The organism is Pseudomonas sp. FW300-N2A2 (genome assembly GCF_017351735.1).
Taxonomy (GTDB): Bacteria; Pseudomonadota; Gammaproteobacteria; order Pseudomonadales; family Pseudomonadaceae; genus Aquipseudomonas; species Aquipseudomonas migulae.
This window is the reverse complement of record NZ_JACNDU010000033.1, coordinates 21,581-38,775: the sequence shown is the minus strand read 5'-3', so window position 1 is coordinate 38,775 and position 17,195 is coordinate 21,581. Positions and strand designations below refer to the sequence as shown.

Here is a 17,195-nt window from a genome sequence, read left to right as displayed (position 1 = left end):
AGTGATAAATAAATACAAAAAACGTTGGAGGCACCATGCAAGTCCTGAAGCTCGCTCATTACTCGATCCGGTCGTTCGACCTGGAGAGGTCCAGCCGATTTTATGAAAGGGTGCTCGGTTTTACCCCTGGCTATCGACCGCCGTTCGATTTTCCTGGCGTTTGGTTGTACATGGGAGGAGATGAGGAGGACTTTGGCACGGTCCACATTATCGGGATTGACCCTTCCAACCCCGAAGGTCTGAAGAACTACCTCGGCGATAAAGAAATCCCGCTGACAGGCACTGGAACCGTTGACCACATTGCCTTTCTGGTAACTGGCCTGGTTGCATTCTGGAGCGTCTTCAAGGCCGAAGGCATTGCCTGGCGTGATCGCACCGTTCCGAGCCTCGGCCTGCATCAGGTTTTCATCGAAGATCCGTCAGGTGTCACCATCGAGCTCAATTTTCCAGCCTCCGAGATTGAAGCGGTTGGTTCTTACGCCTCCCATGTAGCTGCCACTGTGGGAGAACGGCCATGATCAATACGTTGAATAAACCCCGCGCCATTGTTGTGGGCGGTTCGCTGGGTGGTCTGTTTGCAGCAAATATGCTGTTACGCAAAGGTTGGGATGTTGAGGTTTTCGAACGTGTTCCGGATGAACTCGCTGGACGAGGCGCCGGGATCGTTACACACCCTGAATTGTTCGAGGCGATGGCCGCTGCGGGAATACCCCTCGATGCATCTGTCGGTATCAATGTGCTTTCGCGTGTCACGTTGGCCCAGGATGGCGATGTGGTACTTGAAAACGCGCTCCCTCAGACGTTGACCGCGTGGGGGAAAATGTACCAGGTTCTTCGCGCCGCATTTCCGGACTCGCTGTACCGCTGCGGTGGTAGCGTCATCTCGGTTGAAAGCACTGACACGCATGCCAGCGTCACGTTGGCCGATGGCACAACTCATCAAGCGGACGTCATTATTGCCGCTGATGGATTTCGGTCGACAATCCGCCAGCATTTTTTACCTGACGTACACCTGCAATACGCTGGATATATCGCATGGCGTGGGTTAGTCGATGAAAGTGCTCTATCGGACTCTGCCCACGCAGCGCTATTCGATAAATTCGCTTTTTGTTTGCCGCCACACGAGCAGATCCTGGGGTATCCAGTTGCCGGGCACTCCAACAGCACTCTTGTAGGCGAACGCCGTTATAACTTCGTGTGGTACCGCACCAGTGGCGACGACGATTTGCGCGATTTGTTGAGGGACGAAAGCGGGAAACAATTTGAAGGTGGAATTCCTCCGGCGCTGATACGCCGTGATGTGCTCGACACTATGTACCAGTCCGCCGAGACATTACTTGCCCCGCAGTTCGCCGAAGTTGTAAAGAAAGCCGCGCAACCTTTATTCCAGCCCATTTACGACCTGGAAGTACCGAAGATGAATTTCGGGCGTGTCGCTTTGCTCGGCGACGCGGCATTTGTGGCGCGTCCCCATTGTGGAATGGGTGTTACCAAGGCCGCCGGTGACGCGTTGGCAATCGTCGAAGCACTTGAGCGACATGCATCCGTTGAAGAGGCACTGGCGGACTATAGCGAGCAACGCTGTCGTTTCGGGGCGTCGATTGTTCAGCATGCCAGGCATTTGGGTGCGTATATGCAGGCGCAACTGAAAAGCGAGGAAGAGCGCGAAATGGCTGAGTTGTACCGAACCCCGGAAGCCGTAATGCGCGAGACAGCGGTGCCCGTGAAGTTTTAATACAGCCTAAAGCCCTTTGCAGGAGACAACCATGGAACATGCATATCCGCAAGACGGTGGCTCGGCCCTGTCCGCTGAACAGGTTGATAACGCTATTCAAAACCCGATTCTCGAAAATCCGGAGTTTCGTGCTTTGGTAAAACAGCGACGGATATTTTCGTGGAGTATGACTGCCCTGATGCTGGCAGTTTATTTCGGATTTATTCTTTCTCTAGCCTTTATACCGGCCCGTTTGGGTACACCTATCATCGAAGGGCAACCGATGACATGGGGCGTGCCAATTGGCTTTGGAATGCTCGCCTTCACGATTCTTCTCGTTGCTGTCTACGTATGGCGAACTAATACCTGCTACGACCCTAAAATAAAAACAATCATCAGGAGCTTCAACAAATGAAGCGTCTACTTATTGCAGTCTCAGCCATCCTGGCTTCGGTAGCGGTATACGCTGCCGACGCTCCAAGCACAGTCCACAAACATAACCCCATTGCCATCGGCATGTTTCTAGCGTTTGTTATTTTTACTCTGTTTGTCACACGATGGGCCGCACGCAAAAACAATAGTGTTGCCGATCACTATGCCGCAGGCGGAAAAATTACCGGCTTCCAAAATGGTTGGGCCATCGCCGGAGACTATATGTCCGCGGCGTCTTTGCTGGGTATCTCCGCGTTGGTGTTTACCAGCGGTTTTGATGGACTGATCTACTCAATCGGTTTCCTTGCAAGCTGGCCGATCATTCTGTTCCTGATTGCCGAACCATTACGCAATCTAGGTCGCTACACGCTGGCGGACGTACTGTCCTATCGCCTGAAACAACGACCCATACGAGCGTTTGCGGCGTCCAGTTCGATCGTGATCGTTCTGCTTTATCTGGTTTCTCAGCTGGTAGGCGCTGGAAAGTTGGTGGAATTGCTGTTCGGTTTCGATTACACCGCAGCTGTGCTGCTCGTCGGTACGCTAATGGTCATCTATGTTTTCTTTGGCGGGATGCTGGCAACCACCTGGATTCAGATCATCAAGGCAGTCTTACTGCTGACTGGCTGTGTCTTCATGGCTTTCATGGTGTTATCCGAATTCGGATTCAGCCTGAACCAGCTGTTCACTCAAGCTACCCAAGTGCATCCATCCCATGTAGCAATCATGAGTCCAGGAGGGCTGATTACTGACCCTGTGTCTGCGATTTCCCTGGGGCTGGCATTAGTCTTCGGTACGGCAGGTCTTCCACATATTCTCATGCGGTTCTTCACCGTCGGTAACGTCAAGGCTGCGCGCCAAAGTATTCTTTATGCCACCGGTCTTGTCGGCATAGGGTACGCACTGATCGTCATCATCGGTTTCGGCACCATCGCCCTGGTTGCCAGCAATCCTGCCTATCATGATGCGTCAGGTGGAATATTGGGTGGCGTTAATATGGTTGCGATTCACCTCGCACATAACGTCGGCGGCAATGTCTTCCTCGGGTTTATGTGTGCGGTATCGTTCTCGACAATATTGGCAGTAGTGGCAGGGTTGACCCTTGCAGGCTCGTCTGCCGTTTCTCATGATCTTTATGCACATGCCTTGCGCCGTGGTACCGCAAGCGACCGTGAAGAAATGCGCGTCTCTCGTGTTACAACCATCGTGCTGGGTGTGTTGTCGATTCTGCTGGCGATTGCTTTCGAGAAACAGAACATCGCATTTATTGTGAGCTTAACGTTCTCCATCGCCGCAAGTTCCAATTTTCCAGTGCTGTTGTTGTCGATTTACTGGAAGGGTTTAACGACGCGTGGTGCCGTGATTGGCGGATCGTTGGGGCTGGTGTCTGCAATTACCCTGTGCATTCTCAGTCCTACTGTTTGGGTCAAGATTCTCCATCATCAGCAAGCCTGGTTCCCGTATGAATACCCGGCCCTGTTCTCAATGGCTGTCGCATTTATCGGTATTTTTTGGTTCTCCATTACTGATCGTTCCGCCAGCGCCGTAGTTGAACGCAGTCGATTCGAAAATCAGTTGGTCGATACGGAGCTGGGTACGCCGGCAACATGGAAGGCGCAACTTAAAGCTGATTAAGCCAGGTGATGGCTGTCTACATTAAATAACTACAAGTTTCTGCATGAAAGTGTAGCTCCTGCAACGCTGGTCGCGAGAAGTTGATTTTTAATAAGCGAACTATGGTTTGGCTGTGTGCTTCTCGCGCACCATAAGCTGTCGGAATACCTACGTCTGGAAAGTCGCTTAATAGTTCATACAAAAATAACAATTTAAACCTGGGTGAAAATAAATGAAGTGTACTTTTGCTGTGGCGGCAGCCATGTGTGTATTGGCGCAGCAAGCCCATGCGGCTGGTTTTGTCGATGATAGTAAGGCAGCGATTAAACTGCGTAACTTCTATATCAATAGCGATTACCGAGACTCGGCAACACCCGCTCAGAAAGCAGCCAACCAGAGTTATCAAGCGGAGTGGGGGCAAGCCTTTCAACTCGAGTTCATCTCGGGCTATACCCCGGGGCCTGTAGGTTTTGGTGTTGATGCGCTGGGCATGCTGGGCGTCAGGCTGGATTCAAGCGCCGGTAAACATGGCAATCCGACGGGTACGAACTACGGTGGCGTGGTATTTCCAAGTGACGGCGACCATGCGGTTGACGATTTCTCCAACTTGGGGCTGACCGGGAAAATGAAAATATCCAAGACCGAACTGAAGCTTGGAACTCTGGTCCCAAAACTGCCGGTGATCTTCAGCAATGACGGGCGTTTGTTGCCTCAAACCTGGCAAGGAACCCAGGTTTCTTCGGCCGACATCAAAGACCTGACCTTGATCGGTGGGCAAATTGAAGAGGTGAAGGGGCGCAACTCCAGCAACAATGAAAATATGTCCATTGCAGGCGCCAATAATGCGGTCACTGGCCGCTTCAGTAATAAATTCATTTACGCCGGTGGCGATTACAAGCTGACTAAAGATCTAACCTTGCAGTACTACTACGGCAATCTCAAAGATTTTTATAAGCAGAATTTTCTTGGCCTGATTCACAACTGGGCAATCGGACCTGGTGTGCTGACCAGTGATGTTCGATACTTTAATAGCAAGGATGATGGTGCAAACGGCCATGATCCTGCGTATTTTACGACGGGCTACTACGGCGGTAACACGCTGAAAGGAAAAGTCGATAACGATTTGTACAGTGGGTTGTTTACCTACGCGGTTGCGGGTCACACTTTCGGAGCAGGCTATGAGGTCAGTGATGGGAAAAGTGACTTCCCTTATTTAAACCAGGGGGACGGCCCCACCACCTACACCATCACGGAAATGCAGGTTCAGAAGTTTGTTCGTGCTGGCGAGAAGTCGTGGCAAGCCCGTTACTCTTTTGACTTCGCAAAACTGGGTCTGCCTGGTGCGACGGCAGGTGTTGTGTATGTTAAAGGTAATGATATCAATACTGTCGCATCTAGCAATTCCAGCGAATGGGAACGTGATATTACGCTCGCCTATGTCGTGCAATCAGGTCCTTTCAAAGGCTTGGGTGTCATGTGGAAAAATGCAATGGTGCGGAATAATATCCCGAACGCCCGCCAACAAGACGAGAATCGCGTGATTATAAATTACCAATTGGCATTGTTTTGATTTTTAAATGCAGGCGATAGTTTGTAGCGGAAACAATACGGTGAGTCAGTGCTGTTGTGACTGGCCGCTGTAACTGACAGGCAGCGCTTTAACGAGTGTTGCGTGTACATGTCGTTCTCTTCCAACGGCATGTTTTTAAGTAGAGTAACGTTTCCCTTAGTTGGGGTAGGGCGGTGCAAGTGATCCTTCACCGCCCTTTTTTATTCTGAACAGGGGGCGTTCATGATCCCAGAGCATCCTGCCAACCACGTCGCGCCAACGGCAGATCCAGCAAGCGCTTGCCGATGGCATCACTGATGGCGTTGCCCAGCGCCGCGGCCATGGGGCCCTGGACGATTTCCGCCGCGCCGAGGAATGGCTGGCCGGGCTGATCAATCATGTGCACCTCGACCTGTTTCGGCAACTCGGGAAAACGCATGATCGGATAGCCGCTCCAGTCGAAGCTATGCATGCCGCTGGCGTCATAGAGGATTCGTTCATAGAGCGTCCAGCTGGCGGACTGAACGATGCCACCCTGGACCTGATTGAGTAGCCCATCGGGGCTGACTATTTGCCCCACATCGACGGCGGCCACCACCCGATCAATCGTCACTTGCCCGGTCTGCCGTTGCACATGCAGCTGCACGGCGATGGCGCAGTAACCCATGATGTTTTTATAGCGAGCGAAGGCGAAGCCGATTCCGCTGCCGGGGCCAGTTGCCTTTTGCGGCCAACCGAAGCTGCTGGCCACACGTTCCACCACCGCCCGTGCTCGTGGATCGCTCAAGTGATTGAGGCGAAATTGCACCGGGTCCACGGCGGCCTGCGCTGCCAGTTCATCGACAGTGCTCTCGATGGCGAACACGTTGATATGGGCGCCGAGCGAACGCATGGCCGAGGTCCTGAACGGCATGCTCAAAACGAAGTTCAGATCGACCTTCAGGTTGGGTATCTCGTACAACGGAACCGAGTTACGGTCGCCGTCACCCTCGGGCTGGGCAATAGGGATCGAAGGGGCTGGGGTGAAGGGCCTGGCCAACAGCCACGCCGGTAACAAGCGCCCGGCATTGACGATACGTTCGTTGTGCGGCGTGCTCCAGAGTTCGTATTTCCAGTCCCGAAGGCGCCCGCCGTCGTCCAGTCCTGCTTCCACTTCGGCAAGCATTGCCGAGCTGTAGGGCTCCCAAAGATTTTCCTGCTCGCGCATCCATTGCACCCGTATCGGCTTGCCGGGTATGGCCATGGCGATCAGCGCGGCATCGGCTGCGGCGTCATCCGCGCCGTTGTGGCCGTAGCAACCGGAACCTTCAGCGTGGATGCAACGCACCTGAGCCACTGGCAGGCCGACCATCTCGGCGATGCCCATGCGCAGAGGATAGACGCCTTGAGTGTGGGTCCAGACGGTCAGTGTTCCGTCCTGAAACCAGGCCATCGCACACGACGGTCCGATGGAGCCGTGCATGAGGTATTGCTTGGTCACCCGTGCCTTGTAGGCGCGTGGCGCAGGTTGCGCGAGGTTGCCCTTGGCGCTCACCGGGTAGCGTCGCGCTGGCAACTCGGTGAGGAGTTGATGGATATGTGTTGAGTCGGGCAGCGGATTACCTTCTGTCCAGCGGGCAGAGGCGTAGCCTTCGCGCATCGCTTTGACTGCCAGCCATTCATCAGTGGCGACCACGGCAAGGTAACTGCCGTTGCGGACCAGTTTCACTACACCGGGGAGTTTTTTGAGGGCCGCCTCATCGATGTCCAGCAGCTGACTGCCGCGCCGGGGTGGGCGTATCACACGGGCATGCAGCATGTCGGGCAGACGCATGTCTTGCACATAAGCCGCACCGCCGCTGACCTTGGCTGGAATGTCCAGTCGAGGCAATGATGTGCCGATCAGGGTGAAGCTGCTGGCTGGCTTGAAGGGCGAGCTGGCCGATGCGAAGCGATGCAGTTGAACCCCGACAACCGCTTGCACGTAGGTCATGCTGCGACCTTGCGCATCGTAGATCACGGCGTCCCGCGTGCTCAGGCTGTCGACTTTCTGCTGCCATTGCCGTGCTGCGGATTCGAGTAATAGCTGACGTACCTGGGCCGCAGCATTGAACAACGCAGTGCCGCTGTCGACGATTGTATGGCTGCCGGCGGTATAGCCTTCATTGGGCGTCAGCGCGGTGTCGGCGGTGAGAAAACGGATGAGCCCGGGCGACACTTCCAGGCGCTCGGCGGCGATCTGCAGGAGCGCCGTTTTGACGCCAGTGCCCAGCTCCACTTTGCCGGTGTAGACGGTGATGCCATCTTTCGCGTCAATGCGGATCCAGGCGTCCAGATAGGGCGTGGCCCGCAGGCTGCCCGGCAGGTCAGGTGCCAGGATTTGCGTGCCCAAGGTGTCCACTTCGGTGTCGGCGAAGGCGCGCGGAATGCCTGGGAGCATCGCGAAACCCATCACCAACGTGCCATTGATCACGAAAGCACGGCGGCTCAGATTGACGTTTTGCGTCGAGGTTTTCATACCTTGGCCCCCTGCGCGATGACCGACTTGATAGCGGCGAGGATCCGCACATGGGTGCCGCAGCGACACAGGTTGGGTGCCATGTGGCGACGGATCGTTTCATCATCCGGACGAGGGTTGGCCTCCAACAAAGCCTGCGCCCGTACGATCATCCCCGCGATGCAATAACCGCACTGGGCCGCCTGTTCGTCGATAAAGGCCTTCTGCAACGGCCCCGGTTGGTCGGCGCTGCCCAGGCTCTCCACGGTACGCACAGATTTTCCCGCCAGCGCGCCGCACGGTGTCAGGCATGAAAACACCGGTTTGTCGTCTACTAAAACCGTGCAAGCGCCGCACTGACCCAGGCCGCAGCCGTACTTGGCACCATTGAGCCCCACCTGGTTGCGCAAGGCATAAAGCAGCGGCATGTCTTGCGCAATGTCCAGTACATGAGTCTTGCCGTTGATGTCGAGTGTGATCACGGTTGCTGCTCCTGAGCCCGAATGCTCTTGATAGTTTTCTCCAGGTCCGTCCAGGGTCTGGTCGCGCAGCTTTCGGTGCGCAGATACTCGGCAATGGCGGCCAGATGGCTATCGTCGAGGTTGTGTGCGAAGGCCGGCATGTAGTGGCTGGGGGCGGCACTGGACATCGGGATGCCTTGCAGGATGGTTTGGATTAAATTGCGTGGTGAGTCCGCCGTTACTGCCGAAGTGCTTGCCAGAGCGGGCCTCGATTCAATGGCGCGCATCGGGGCGGCGGTGCCGTGGCAGCTCGCGCAGGCACCTTCGAATAACGAGGCGCCCAGAAGCGCCTTGGCACTGGGCTTGGCCTCAGAGGTACAGGGCGGCAACGTCGCATCCGGTGAGGTTTTCTTGAGGTCAAGAATGTACAGCGCGATGGCATGGGCATCTTCCTCCGGCATCTGCGCGATGCTCAGGCTGACCGGCAACATAGGGCCCGCTGCTGCGCCGTGTCCTTCGGCGACCTCGCCGGTCAGGTAGGCGACCAGTTGGGCTTCATTCCAGGGATGTTGCGCAGAGGCCATTGCGCGCAGGGCAGGGGCCGTCCAGCCGTCGACGATACCGCCGTTGAACAGCTCGCTGCTTTTCTCCCCGCCAATCAAATTCAGGGGCGAATGGCAGGATGAACAGTGTCCCGCGCCCTCGACCAGATAGCGTCCACGGTTCCATTGCGCTGTTTGCCCGGGAAGTGGTTCCAGTGGATCCCCATGCAGGAACAGCAGGTTCCAGAAAGACACCAGCGGACGGAAATTCATGGGAAAGACCATATGGTTTTCCGGTGCGGTGTAGTTGACCGGGTCCACGCTCATCAGGAAGGCATAGGCATCCGCAATATCTGCATCGCTCATCTTTCGGTAATGCACGTAGGGGAACGCCGGATAGAGAAAATGGCCGTCGCGCGCAATGCCTTCACGCATGGCCCGTTCAAAGGCGTCCAGCGACCACTGGCCGATACCGGTTTCCCGGTCTGGGGTTATGTTGGTGGTGAAGAGTGTTCCGAAGGGCGTTACCAGCGGCAATCCTCCCGCCATGTAAGCGCCGCCAGGTCGTGTGTGGCAGACCGCACAATCGCCCGCTTCGACGACGCGTCGGCCTCTGTCCAGGGTCTCGCGATCTGCATTTTCGGGCGGGCTGACAGTGGCGATTTCCGGCCTCCACATCATCCAGAATGCAAACCCTATCCCCACGATGCCGATTGCCAGAACGGCACCGATGATCGTCTTGCGCTTCATCGCCTTACCTCTCGAGCTCAGTTAACGACAGATTTTTCAATCCGCCGCGTGCGATTGGCGTACGGCGACTTTCTGTGGCGTGAGCTTAGAGAGGGCGGTTGTGATGGAGTACCCCATCAAGGCGCAACGCTACATTGCGCCCAGCGCAACGACGTCAGAATTAACAACCGTTAACTCGCGCCACTTGCGCGCTTGTCCAAAGATGGATCCTCAAGGAATGTACCGATGGCATTGAAGGAGTTTCATGGACAAGCTGCTCGCACTGAAAATGTTCATCCAGTCGGTAGATTCCAAGGGCTTTTCGGCGGCCGCCAGACAACTCAATCTGGCGACTTCTTCAGTGACCAGAATGATCGACAGGCTTGAGGGTGACCTCGGTACCGTGCTGCTTAATCGCTCTACCCGGCAAGTCACGTTGACGGATGCCGGGAGTGCTTATTACTTGAAAGGCCGGGATATTCTGAATGCCATGGCGGAGGCTGACGAGTCGGTCTCGGATCGTGGTGAAGTGCCCGCAGGGCAGCTGCGTATTTCGGTCCCCGTGGCGTTTGGACACCGCCTCATCGCCCCTCATATCTCCACGCTTTTAGAGCGTTACCCAATGCTCATGCTGGATATGACGTTATCTGACGACATCGTCGATCTGCTCGGCGAAAGCATCGATCTATCGATCCGGATGGGGTCGCCGGCGGCGATGGAAGCTGTGGTCAGTCGCCGCATCGGCAGCTTTCGACGCCGGGTGGTCGCCAGTGCCGAGTACCTGAATGCTCGCGGACTTCCTGACCAACCCATGGACCTCATGCGATACGAGTGCATGTGCTTCAACTACGGTGCACCGCAGCAGGTCTGGACATTTACAGGCAAGGGACAAGCGATTCGCGTGCCCGTCGACGGGCAGTTCAAGAGCAACAATGCCGAGGTTTTGCGTGACGTGGTACTGGCCGGTAGCGGGGTGGCGCTTTTGCCCGATTGGCTGGTCAATGATGATATCGACAGTGGTCGATTGACGTCCTTGTTCGACGCTTTTGTCGTCAATCCGGACAGCGCAAGTTCGGCGATCTCGGCCCTGTACCTGCCCAACCACCGCGGCTCGAAACGTATCAATACGTTTATTGATTTCCTCAGTGAATTACTCGGATCGGAGTGTCAGCTCGTGAGCTGATCGCCCCACCTTTGCGTTTTGCGAAACGCAACGTTGTGCAGAAGGTGGATTCTCTGACGGGGACCGGCCGCCTACCGTGGGGGTGTGAAAACATTCAACCACGGAGACTGCCATGAGTTTGCACTCATCCAAGATTCAGGTGACTTACGACTTCATCTGCCCATGGTGCTGGATCGGTGAGGAAAATCTCGAACGCGCGCTTGCCGCTTCGGATTATTCAGCTGACGGCCACATTACGTTCCTGCCTTATCAGTTGAACCCGGACATGCCTGTTCAGGGCATGGATCGTAAAGCCTACCGCTCTGGCAAGTTCGGCAGCTGGGCGCGTAGCCAGGCCATGGACGCACAGGTGACCCACGCCGGCAAGGCTGTCGGTCTGGAGTTCGATTACCAACGAGTCGAAAAAACCCCCAACACCTTGGCAGGGCATCGGCTGGTATGGCGAGAGCAACTGGCGGGTAGAGACGCTTCCCTCCTGATCAAGGCCATTTTCAAGGCGTACTTCAGCGAGGGGCGGGATATCGGCGACCTCAATGTGCTGGCCGACATCGCTGCCGAAACGGGGCTGGACCGGGGGGCTGTTGTCGACTTTCTCAGCACCGAGGAAGGCACCGCTGAAGTCCTGAAGCTGGAGGCCATAACCAAGGCCTCCGGTGTGCGCTCGGTACCGAGTATTCAGATCGCAGACGACGTCATCAGTGGTGCTCAGCCCATCGAAGTAATGATCCAGATACTAAGACGAAGCCAAGCGGCTTAAGCCGTTTTTTCAATCCCTATTCATTCAGGAAATCATCATGACTCATCACTTGTTCAGCCCGATCAAACTCGGCCTGCTCACCCTTGATCATCGCGTCGCCATGGCCCCTTTGACTCGCTCCCGTGCGGGCCAGCCTGGCAACGTACCGACCTCAATGAACGTCGAGTACTACCGTCAGCGTGCCAGTGCCGCGTTGATCATCACCGAGGCTACGCAGATTTCGCAGCAGGGGCAGGGTTACGCCTGGACGCCCGGCATCCATAGCGACGAGCAGATTCAGGGCTGGAAAGCTGTCAGCGAAGCCGTGCACGCAGAAGGCGGGCGCATCTTCCTGCAGCTCTGGCATGTGGGGCGGGTGTCGCACCCGGTATTTCAACCTGACGGCGGCCTGCCGGTGGCACCGACCGCGCAGCCGGTCCCCGGCAAGACGTTCATCCTGAATGAAAAGGGCGAGGGGGTCTGGGGTGATGTACCGGTTCCTCAGGAACTGGACATTCCAGGCATTGAAGCGATCGTTGCCGACTTCCGCAAGGCCGCTCGCAATGCACTTCTTGCCGGTATGGACGGTGTGGAGATTCACGCAGGCAATGGCTATCTGCTTGACCAATTTATCAACAGCGCCAGCAATCAGCGTAGCGATCGCTACGGTGGAAGTATCGAAAACCGCGCGCGGCTATTGCTCGAAGTCGTGCAAGCCGTGACCGAAGAAATAGGCGCCGAACGTGTTGCTGTGCGCCTGACACCGATGGGGCGTTTCATGGGCATGGGCGATGACACCCCGGAACAAACCTTTGGCTACATTGCATCCCGGCTCAATCACTGGAATCTCGCTTACCTGCACCTGGTAGAACCGATGATGGTCGGCACGGTGCTCGACGAAAGTAACGATCCCCGCTGGGACGCCATCATCAAGCAGCTGCGTACTGACTTCCATGGCGTTCTGATGCTGGCGGGTGGTTACACCGGCGAAACGGCCGAGCAGGCCATCGCGCAGGGGCGTGCCGACCTCATCGCTTTTGGTCGCCCGTTCATTGCCAACCCCGACTTGCCAGCGCGTTTGCGTGGCCGTACCGAACTCAACCCGGCGGACGGCAACAGCTTTTTTGGCGGCGACGCCAAGGGGTACATCGACTATCCGGTGTTGGCATAACGCAACGTCAAATCCAGAGGCTGTGGGAATCACCCTGCTACGAGGAGAGAGGTAATGAAGAGTTCAGACGTTCCGAAGGCCTTGGTCATTGGTGGTTCCCTGGGAGGACTGTTCGCCGCCACGGCGTTGCGTGCGATTGGCTGGCACGTCGATATTTTCGAGCGATCCCCCGCGGCGATGGATAGCCGTGGTGGAGGCATTGTTCTGCAAGCAGATGTTCTTCAGCATTTTCGCTATGCCGGAATCAAACCTGCCAATGCACTTGGGGTCCGCTCCCATGATCGTCTGTATTTGAATCGAGCTGGCACCGTCGTGCATAAAGAGCCGATGCCGCAAACTCAGACGTCCTGGAACACGCTCTACAACTCATTGTTCTCTGCCTTTCCTGCCGAGCACTATCACCGTGGAAAGACGCTGGTTGATCTGACTCAAAATGAGCAACGAGTGACTGCGAATTTTGCAGATGGCAGCAGTGCTGAGGGAGACCTGCTAATTGGTGCCGATGGTGCGGGTTCAACCGTGCGAAGTCTGGTGTTGCCTGGTGCGCAATACACCTATTCGGGGTATGTAGTCTGGCGTGGTCTGGTTGATGAAGACGGACTTCCAGACTTCGCCAAAGCGCAGCTTTACGAAGACTTTGTCTTTCAACAAGACCCTGAATCGTTGATGTTGGAATACATGGTGCCGGGCTTGAATGGCTCGATTAATCCTGGCGAGCGACGGTTCAACTGGCTCTGGTATTTGAAAGCTGCCCAAGGCGCAGCATTAGATGCTGTGCTTACTGATAACAATGGTCATCGGCGTAGCCACTCCATTCCACCGGGAGCCTTGGCCGCTCAGCAGGATGCTTACCTGCGGGACATGGGTGAGCAGCATGCCAACCCGGCTTTTCGTGAACTGATTCGCCAGACAAAGGATATTTTCGTTCAAGCGATCCTTGATCTGAAAGTCCCCCAAATGGTGTTTGGTCGCGTGTTGCTGACTGGCGATGCCGCTTTTGTGCCGCGTCCTCATACGGCCGGCAGCACGGCCAAGGCCGCCCGCAATGCACTGTCCCTGGCTCAAGCGATCGACGACATTGGCGACATCGATAAAGGCTTGCTGGTCTGGCAGCAACTGCAACTTGCAGAAGGCAAGCGTATGGCGGATTGGGGGGTGAGCATGGGTGACCGGATCATGGGCATCAACTGATCCTGATTCAGCCGCTTTAACTGGAAAAAGTTCGTTTACAGGCGAGTTGTTGTTGCCGTATTTCCAGTCTGGAATATAAAAAGAGGAGAAAGCTTCAGCTCGAAGCTTTCTCCTCTTTTTGGCATCTGCATGTTTTAAGGCATTAACCATTCAGGCAAGCGCTACCGAATATCTTGTATTGCAGGTCGTGCGTTGCGCCCTTGTGATCCACATACACCATGTGCGCATCCACCGGGCCGCAAGCGTTATTTGTGTCCTCGGCGGTAGTGATGTTGATGACTTTGGCGATATCCATGTGTTCGGAGTAGTTGTAGTGCTCAGGTTCAGGAGTGGCGACCTTGACGTTGGAAGCGCTTTGGGCGGAAGCGTAAACGCTGAACATCATGAGTGAGGCGAGCATTGCGTATTTCATGAGGGTGATTTCCAGAGGTTGTTTAAGAAGGAACTCTTTGTGTGCTTCTGGAGTTAATTGTGATGTCGAGCGTTAGTTTATAAAAATACCCAATTCAAATACCGGTAATTACCACAATTGATGTGTCACCAACGTGCCTGACAACAAGTGACTGATAAGTTGCATGATCGACAAAGCGCCAGGTATTGCTCACTTGTCCACTTCGTCATGAAGGCTTGAATCGGAGCAAAAAAAAAGGCCGGTCAGACCGGCCAAAGGGAAATTGAGTGTTTCGCTAAAGTTATCCGCGGAGTCCGAGGATTCTGGCCGCGTTTCCACCGAGCACTGCAGCCTTTTCGCGGGGGCCCAGACCTACGCTTTCTACAAAACGCACCGGTTGTTCGTATCCCATGTCGAAGCAGTAGTCGCTGCCCAGTACCAGATGGTCGATACCGACATTGGCGATCAAATAGTCCAGAACCGGCCCGGAGTGTGAAACGGTGTCGTAGCTGAATCGCGTCAAATAGCTGCTCGGCTTTTGAGCCAGACGCCGGGTCTCGGGACGTGAATTCCAGCCTGCGTCGAGACGCCCGACGAGTATTGGCAATGCTCCACCGGCGTGGGGCAATGACACATGCAGCTGTGGGTAGCGATCCAGTACTCCACCGAGAATCAGGTGTGAAGCCGCGATAGCGGTATCGAACGGGTTGCCTAGCAGGTTGCTCAGGTAATAGTTACTCAAGCGGCTGCCGCCAACCGTTTGTTGCGGGTGCAGGAACACTGGCAGTCCCAGCTGTTCAATGCGGGCAAAGACTGGTGCAAAGCGTGGATCGTCCAAGTCCAGACCGTTGATATTGGTGCCCATATAAACGCCCCGCACCCCGGGCAGTTCGGCTGTGCGCTCCAGCTCGATAATGGCGTCGTGCACATCCAGCATCGGCAACGTCGCCAGCACCACAAAACGCAGCGGGTGTTGGCGATGAACAGTTGACGCGGCATCGTTCCAGGCACGTGCCAGGCGAGCATTGAGTTGACGATCTGCCCAGTACACCATCGGCACGCTCAAGGACAGCGCCTGAACATCGACGCCTGCGCGATCCATGTCGAGCAAGCGCGCTTGCACATCGATAAATTTCAGGGGCAAAGGCCCTAATCCGCCAGCCGGGGTAGCGAAGCTGAATGAGTTCTCCTGGCGGGTATAGCTTCCACCGAAAGCTTTGCCATCACCGCCCAAGAGGTGCAAGAACTCTTCAGGATAGTAATGCGCATGGATGTCCACCGATCTCACCGGGATGTCGGCACCCCTCTTGATTGGCCCCGCCGAGGCGGGTACCAAACGGGTGACCAGCAGGCCGCCCGCAGTAGCTGCCATGATGCCTAGCAGTTGGCGACGGGTCTTCGAGAGACAGCAGGGACATTGCATGGTCAATCTCCTTTTTATTGTTTTTGTTGGGCGATGAACGCCGAGACGCCTTTATTGATCAGTCGATTACTTTTGGGTTTTGATTATCAATCGATAAATTGAAATAATGCAAGGGGCTTCAATTGGCCTTCGTTCTCAATCGGAATCATGGGGGGAGCGTTGGCGGTGATGAACGTTCTGCTATAGTCGCGAGCTTACTGATCGCTCGATAAAAAGGAGTGGCAATGACTGACTCCACCTCTGATCCGATAGACGCGCTTGATTGGCGGAATCGCCGCAAGAGCGCCCGCGCAGGTAGTCAGAAGCCATGCAACCCCAAACCCGCTACCGATTGAGCACAGCCATGCAAGACGCCCACCGCCTGGTCATGCACAGTCGTTACCTTTACTTTTCGATCTCGGAATCCGTTCATGGATAAGTTGCTGGCGCTCAAAATGTTTGTCGAAACGGTTCGCTGTGGTGGTTATTCGGCAGCGGCGCGCAAGCTCGGCATCTCCACTTCGTCAGTGACGCGACAGGTAGCCGGACTTGAAAGCGAGTTAGGCGCCAGCCTGCTTAACCGCACCACGCGCAACACCAGCGTCACGGTGGCGGGCCAGAACTATTTCGATAAAGCCGTGGCGATACTCGAGGCCATCGACGAGGCCGATGCCGTCGTTACCGACCGCGGCAGTGAAGCCCAGGGGCGATTACGGGCCAGCGTCCCGGTGGAATTCGGCCGACGTATCATCGCTCCCCATCTGGGGCGGTTGCTTGAGCGCCATCCTGGCCTGGAGATCAGCCTTTCGCTGAGCGACGAGGTCAGTGACCTGCTCAGCGAGCAAATCGATGTGTCCGTGCGTCTTGGTTCATCGGTTGTCAGTGATGACATCGTCAGCAAGCGAATCGGTGATTTCCAGCGTTGGGTGGTGGCAAGTCCCGAATACCTGACGCGTACCGGGCTGCCCCGGCACCCGCGTGACCTGTTGGAGCATCAGTGTCTGCGTTTTGATTACCGCACGGGTCACCACAATTGGACCTTTCAGGGCGACGAAGAAGTTATCCGCTTGAATGTGCAGGGACGGTTGCAAAGCAACAACGCCGACATTCTGCGCGAGGCGGCGTTGGCCGGTGGCGGGGTGACGCTGTTGGCCGATTGGCTGGTGCGTGACGATGTCAGCGCAGGTCGGCTAACGCGCGTGCTGGAGCAGTATGAGGTCAACCCTGGCAGTGCAAGCACCTGCATCAATGCGTTGTATCTGCCCAATCATCGTGGTTCCAGCCGCATCAATGTGTTCATAGAGTTTCTCAAGGAAATACTCGCCCCCTAAGCACGTCCAGTGCATTTGACCAGACGGCGTTGCGCGTCGCTTTTGGCCGAATCGAAATGCCGGCCGATGCCATCGCGGCGCACAGCGTGCTGCCTTGATTGCGCGCTCGCGCAACGGCAGCGTTGCCGAATGCGCAACGAAGCCTTGCAGTGGGCAGCGATTCTCCCGGCGTGCCCGGGTTCGTAAAGTGATGCCCATCAACTGACCCCGGTCGTCAACGCGCCACCCCGCGGCACTGACAAATTTTTTCAATTGGAACTCGCCCCGATTCGG

The 17,195-nt window shown here is 55.8% G+C and carries 15 protein-coding genes; 10 read left to right on the top strand and 5 right to left on the bottom strand.

The window, feature by feature from the left end; translation table 11 throughout:
* The first annotated feature begins 35 nt into the window (after window positions 1-35).
* The 5 genes from J4E42_RS25800 (at window position 36) to J4E42_RS25780 (ending at window position 5,330) form a co-directional block, all read left to right on the top strand.
* On the top strand, window positions 36-518 hold the full coding sequence (locus J4E42_RS25800) for a VOC family protein (protein ID WP_207286476.1): 483 nt from the start codon (window positions 36-38) through the stop codon (window positions 516-518).
* A complete protein-coding gene (locus tag J4E42_RS25795) occupies window positions 515-1,735 on the top strand; it encodes an FAD binding domain-containing protein (protein ID WP_207286475.1) in 1,221 nt (406 codons plus the stop codon). The genes J4E42_RS25800 and J4E42_RS25795 overlap by 4 nt, the downstream gene beginning before the upstream one ends.
* Before the next feature lie 31 nt (window positions 1,736-1,766).
* On the top strand, window positions 1,767-2,129 hold the full coding sequence (locus tag J4E42_RS25790) for a DUF485 domain-containing protein (protein WP_008037511.1): 363 nt from the start codon (window positions 1,767-1,769) through the stop codon (window positions 2,127-2,129).
* Entirely contained in the window at window positions 2,126-3,781 is a 1,656-nt protein-coding gene (locus J4E42_RS25785) for a cation acetate symporter (protein WP_008037510.1), read from the top strand. Before J4E42_RS25790 ends, J4E42_RS25785 begins: the two co-directional genes overlap by 4 nt.
* Before the next feature lie 211 nt (window positions 3,782-3,992).
* A complete protein-coding gene (locus J4E42_RS25780; RefSeq protein WP_032832366.1) occupies window positions 3,993-5,330 on the top strand; it encodes an OprD family porin in 1,338 nt (445 codons plus the stop codon).
* Window positions 5,331-5,550: 220 nt separating this feature from the next.
* Here the strand turns inward: J4E42_RS25780 and J4E42_RS25775 are convergent, their stop codons facing one another.
* From J4E42_RS25775 to J4E42_RS25765, 3 genes are read right to left on the bottom strand one after another with little or no spacing between them, the layout of a single operon-like run.
* A complete protein-coding gene (locus J4E42_RS25775; RefSeq protein ID WP_207286474.1) occupies window positions 5,551-7,806 on the bottom strand; it encodes a molybdopterin cofactor-binding domain-containing protein in 2,256 nt (751 codons plus the stop codon).
* The gene (locus J4E42_RS25770) at window positions 7,803-8,267 is read right to left on the bottom strand and encodes a (2Fe-2S)-binding protein (RefSeq protein ID WP_207286473.1); all 465 of its coding nucleotides are present in this window, start codon (window positions 8,265-8,267) and stop codon (window positions 7,803-7,805) included. The genes J4E42_RS25775 and J4E42_RS25770 overlap by 4 nt, the downstream gene beginning before the upstream one ends.
* The gene (locus J4E42_RS25765; RefSeq protein ID WP_207286472.1) at window positions 8,264-9,538 is read right to left on the bottom strand and encodes a c-type cytochrome; all 1,275 of its coding nucleotides are present in this window, start codon (window positions 9,536-9,538) and stop codon (window positions 8,264-8,266) included. Before J4E42_RS25765 ends, J4E42_RS25770 begins: the two co-directional genes overlap by 4 nt.
* A gap of 244 nt (window positions 9,539-9,782) precedes the next feature.
* Between J4E42_RS25765 and J4E42_RS25760 the strand changes: the two genes are divergently transcribed.
* The 4 genes from J4E42_RS25760 (at window position 9,783) to J4E42_RS25745 (ending at window position 13,798) form a co-directional block, all read left to right on the top strand.
* Complete coding sequence (locus J4E42_RS25760; protein ID WP_207286471.1) at window positions 9,783-10,700, top strand: LysR family transcriptional regulator; 918 nt, start codon at window positions 9,783-9,785, stop codon at window positions 10,698-10,700.
* A gap of 112 nt (window positions 10,701-10,812) precedes the next feature.
* Window positions 10,813-11,457 (top strand): DsbA family oxidoreductase, encoded by a 645-nt coding sequence (locus J4E42_RS25755; protein WP_008037502.1) that lies wholly within the window; start codon window positions 10,813-10,815, stop codon window positions 11,455-11,457.
* 37 nt (window positions 11,458-11,494) lie between these two features.
* A complete protein-coding gene (locus J4E42_RS25750; protein ID WP_207286470.1) occupies window positions 11,495-12,607 on the top strand; it encodes an alkene reductase in 1,113 nt (370 codons plus the stop codon).
* Window positions 12,608-12,661: 54 nt separating this feature from the next.
* Window positions 12,662-13,798 carry an FAD binding domain-containing protein gene (locus J4E42_RS25745; RefSeq protein ID WP_207286469.1) on the top strand — a complete coding sequence of 379 codons (1,137 nt, stop codon included), beginning with the start codon at window positions 12,662-12,664 and terminating at the stop codon, window positions 13,796-13,798.
* Between the two features lie 142 nt (window positions 13,799-13,940).
* Here the strand turns inward: J4E42_RS25745 and J4E42_RS25740 are convergent, their stop codons facing one another.
* Both J4E42_RS25740 and J4E42_RS25735 read right to left on the bottom strand, forming a co-directional pair.
* Complete coding sequence (locus J4E42_RS25740; RefSeq protein ID WP_223434853.1) at window positions 13,941-14,198, bottom strand: DUF2790 domain-containing protein; 258 nt, start codon at window positions 14,196-14,198, stop codon at window positions 13,941-13,943.
* A 292-nt stretch (window positions 14,199-14,490) separates the two neighbouring features.
* Complete coding sequence (locus tag J4E42_RS25735; protein WP_219739999.1) at window positions 14,491-15,612, bottom strand: amidohydrolase family protein; 1,122 nt, start codon at window positions 15,610-15,612, stop codon at window positions 14,491-14,493.
* Window positions 15,613-16,022: 410 nt separating this feature from the next.
* On the opposite strand from J4E42_RS25735, the gene J4E42_RS25730 reads away from it, so the two are divergent.
* Window positions 16,023-16,922 carry a LysR family transcriptional regulator gene (locus tag J4E42_RS25730; RefSeq protein ID WP_008037473.1) on the top strand — a complete coding sequence of 300 codons (900 nt, stop codon included), beginning with the start codon at window positions 16,023-16,025 and terminating at the stop codon, window positions 16,920-16,922.
* The last annotated feature ends 273 nt before the right edge of the window (window positions 16,923-17,195 follow it).

What these genes read in the sequence shown, in the direction of transcription:
- J4E42_RS25800 (WP_207286476.1), top strand. Translation starts at nt 36, where the DNA reads ATGCAAGTCCTGAAGCTCGCTCATTACTCGATCCGGTCGTTCGACCTG.
- J4E42_RS25795 (WP_207286475.1), top strand. Translation starts at nt 515, where the DNA reads ATGATCAATACGTTGAATAAACCCCGCGCCATTGTTGTGGGCGGTTCG.
- J4E42_RS25790 (WP_008037511.1), top strand. Translation starts at nt 1,767, where the DNA reads ATGGAACATGCATATCCGCAAGACGGTGGCTCGGCCCTGTCCGCTGAA.
- J4E42_RS25785 (WP_008037510.1), top strand. Translation starts at nt 2,126, where the DNA reads ATGAAGCGTCTACTTATTGCAGTCTCAGCCATCCTGGCTTCGGTAGCG.
- J4E42_RS25780 (WP_032832366.1), top strand. Translation starts at nt 3,993, where the DNA reads ATGAAGTGTACTTTTGCTGTGGCGGCAGCCATGTGTGTATTGGCGCAG.
- J4E42_RS25775 (WP_207286474.1), bottom strand. Translation starts at nt 7,806, where the DNA reads ATGAAAACCTCGACGCAAAACGTCAATCTGAGCCGCCGTGCTTTCGTG.
- J4E42_RS25765 (WP_207286472.1), bottom strand. Translation starts at nt 9,538, where the DNA reads ATGAAGCGCAAGACGATCATCGGTGCCGTTCTGGCAATCGGCATCGTG.
- J4E42_RS25760 (WP_207286471.1), top strand. Translation starts at nt 9,783, where the DNA reads ATGGACAAGCTGCTCGCACTGAAAATGTTCATCCAGTCGGTAGATTCC.
- J4E42_RS25755 (WP_008037502.1), top strand. Translation starts at nt 10,813, where the DNA reads ATGAGTTTGCACTCATCCAAGATTCAGGTGACTTACGACTTCATCTGC.
- J4E42_RS25750 (WP_207286470.1), top strand. Translation starts at nt 11,495, where the DNA reads ATGACTCATCACTTGTTCAGCCCGATCAAACTCGGCCTGCTCACCCTT.
- J4E42_RS25745 (WP_207286469.1), top strand. Translation starts at nt 12,662, where the DNA reads ATGAAGAGTTCAGACGTTCCGAAGGCCTTGGTCATTGGTGGTTCCCTG.
- J4E42_RS25740 (WP_223434853.1), bottom strand. Translation starts at nt 14,198, where the DNA reads ATGCTCGCCTCACTCATGATGTTCAGCGTTTACGCTTCCGCCCAAAGC.
- J4E42_RS25735 (WP_219739999.1), bottom strand. Translation starts at nt 15,612, where the DNA reads ATGCAATGTCCCTGCTGTCTCTCGAAGACCCGTCGCCAACTGCTAGGC.
- J4E42_RS25730 (WP_008037473.1), top strand. Translation starts at nt 16,023, where the DNA reads ATGGATAAGTTGCTGGCGCTCAAAATGTTTGTCGAAACGGTTCGCTGT.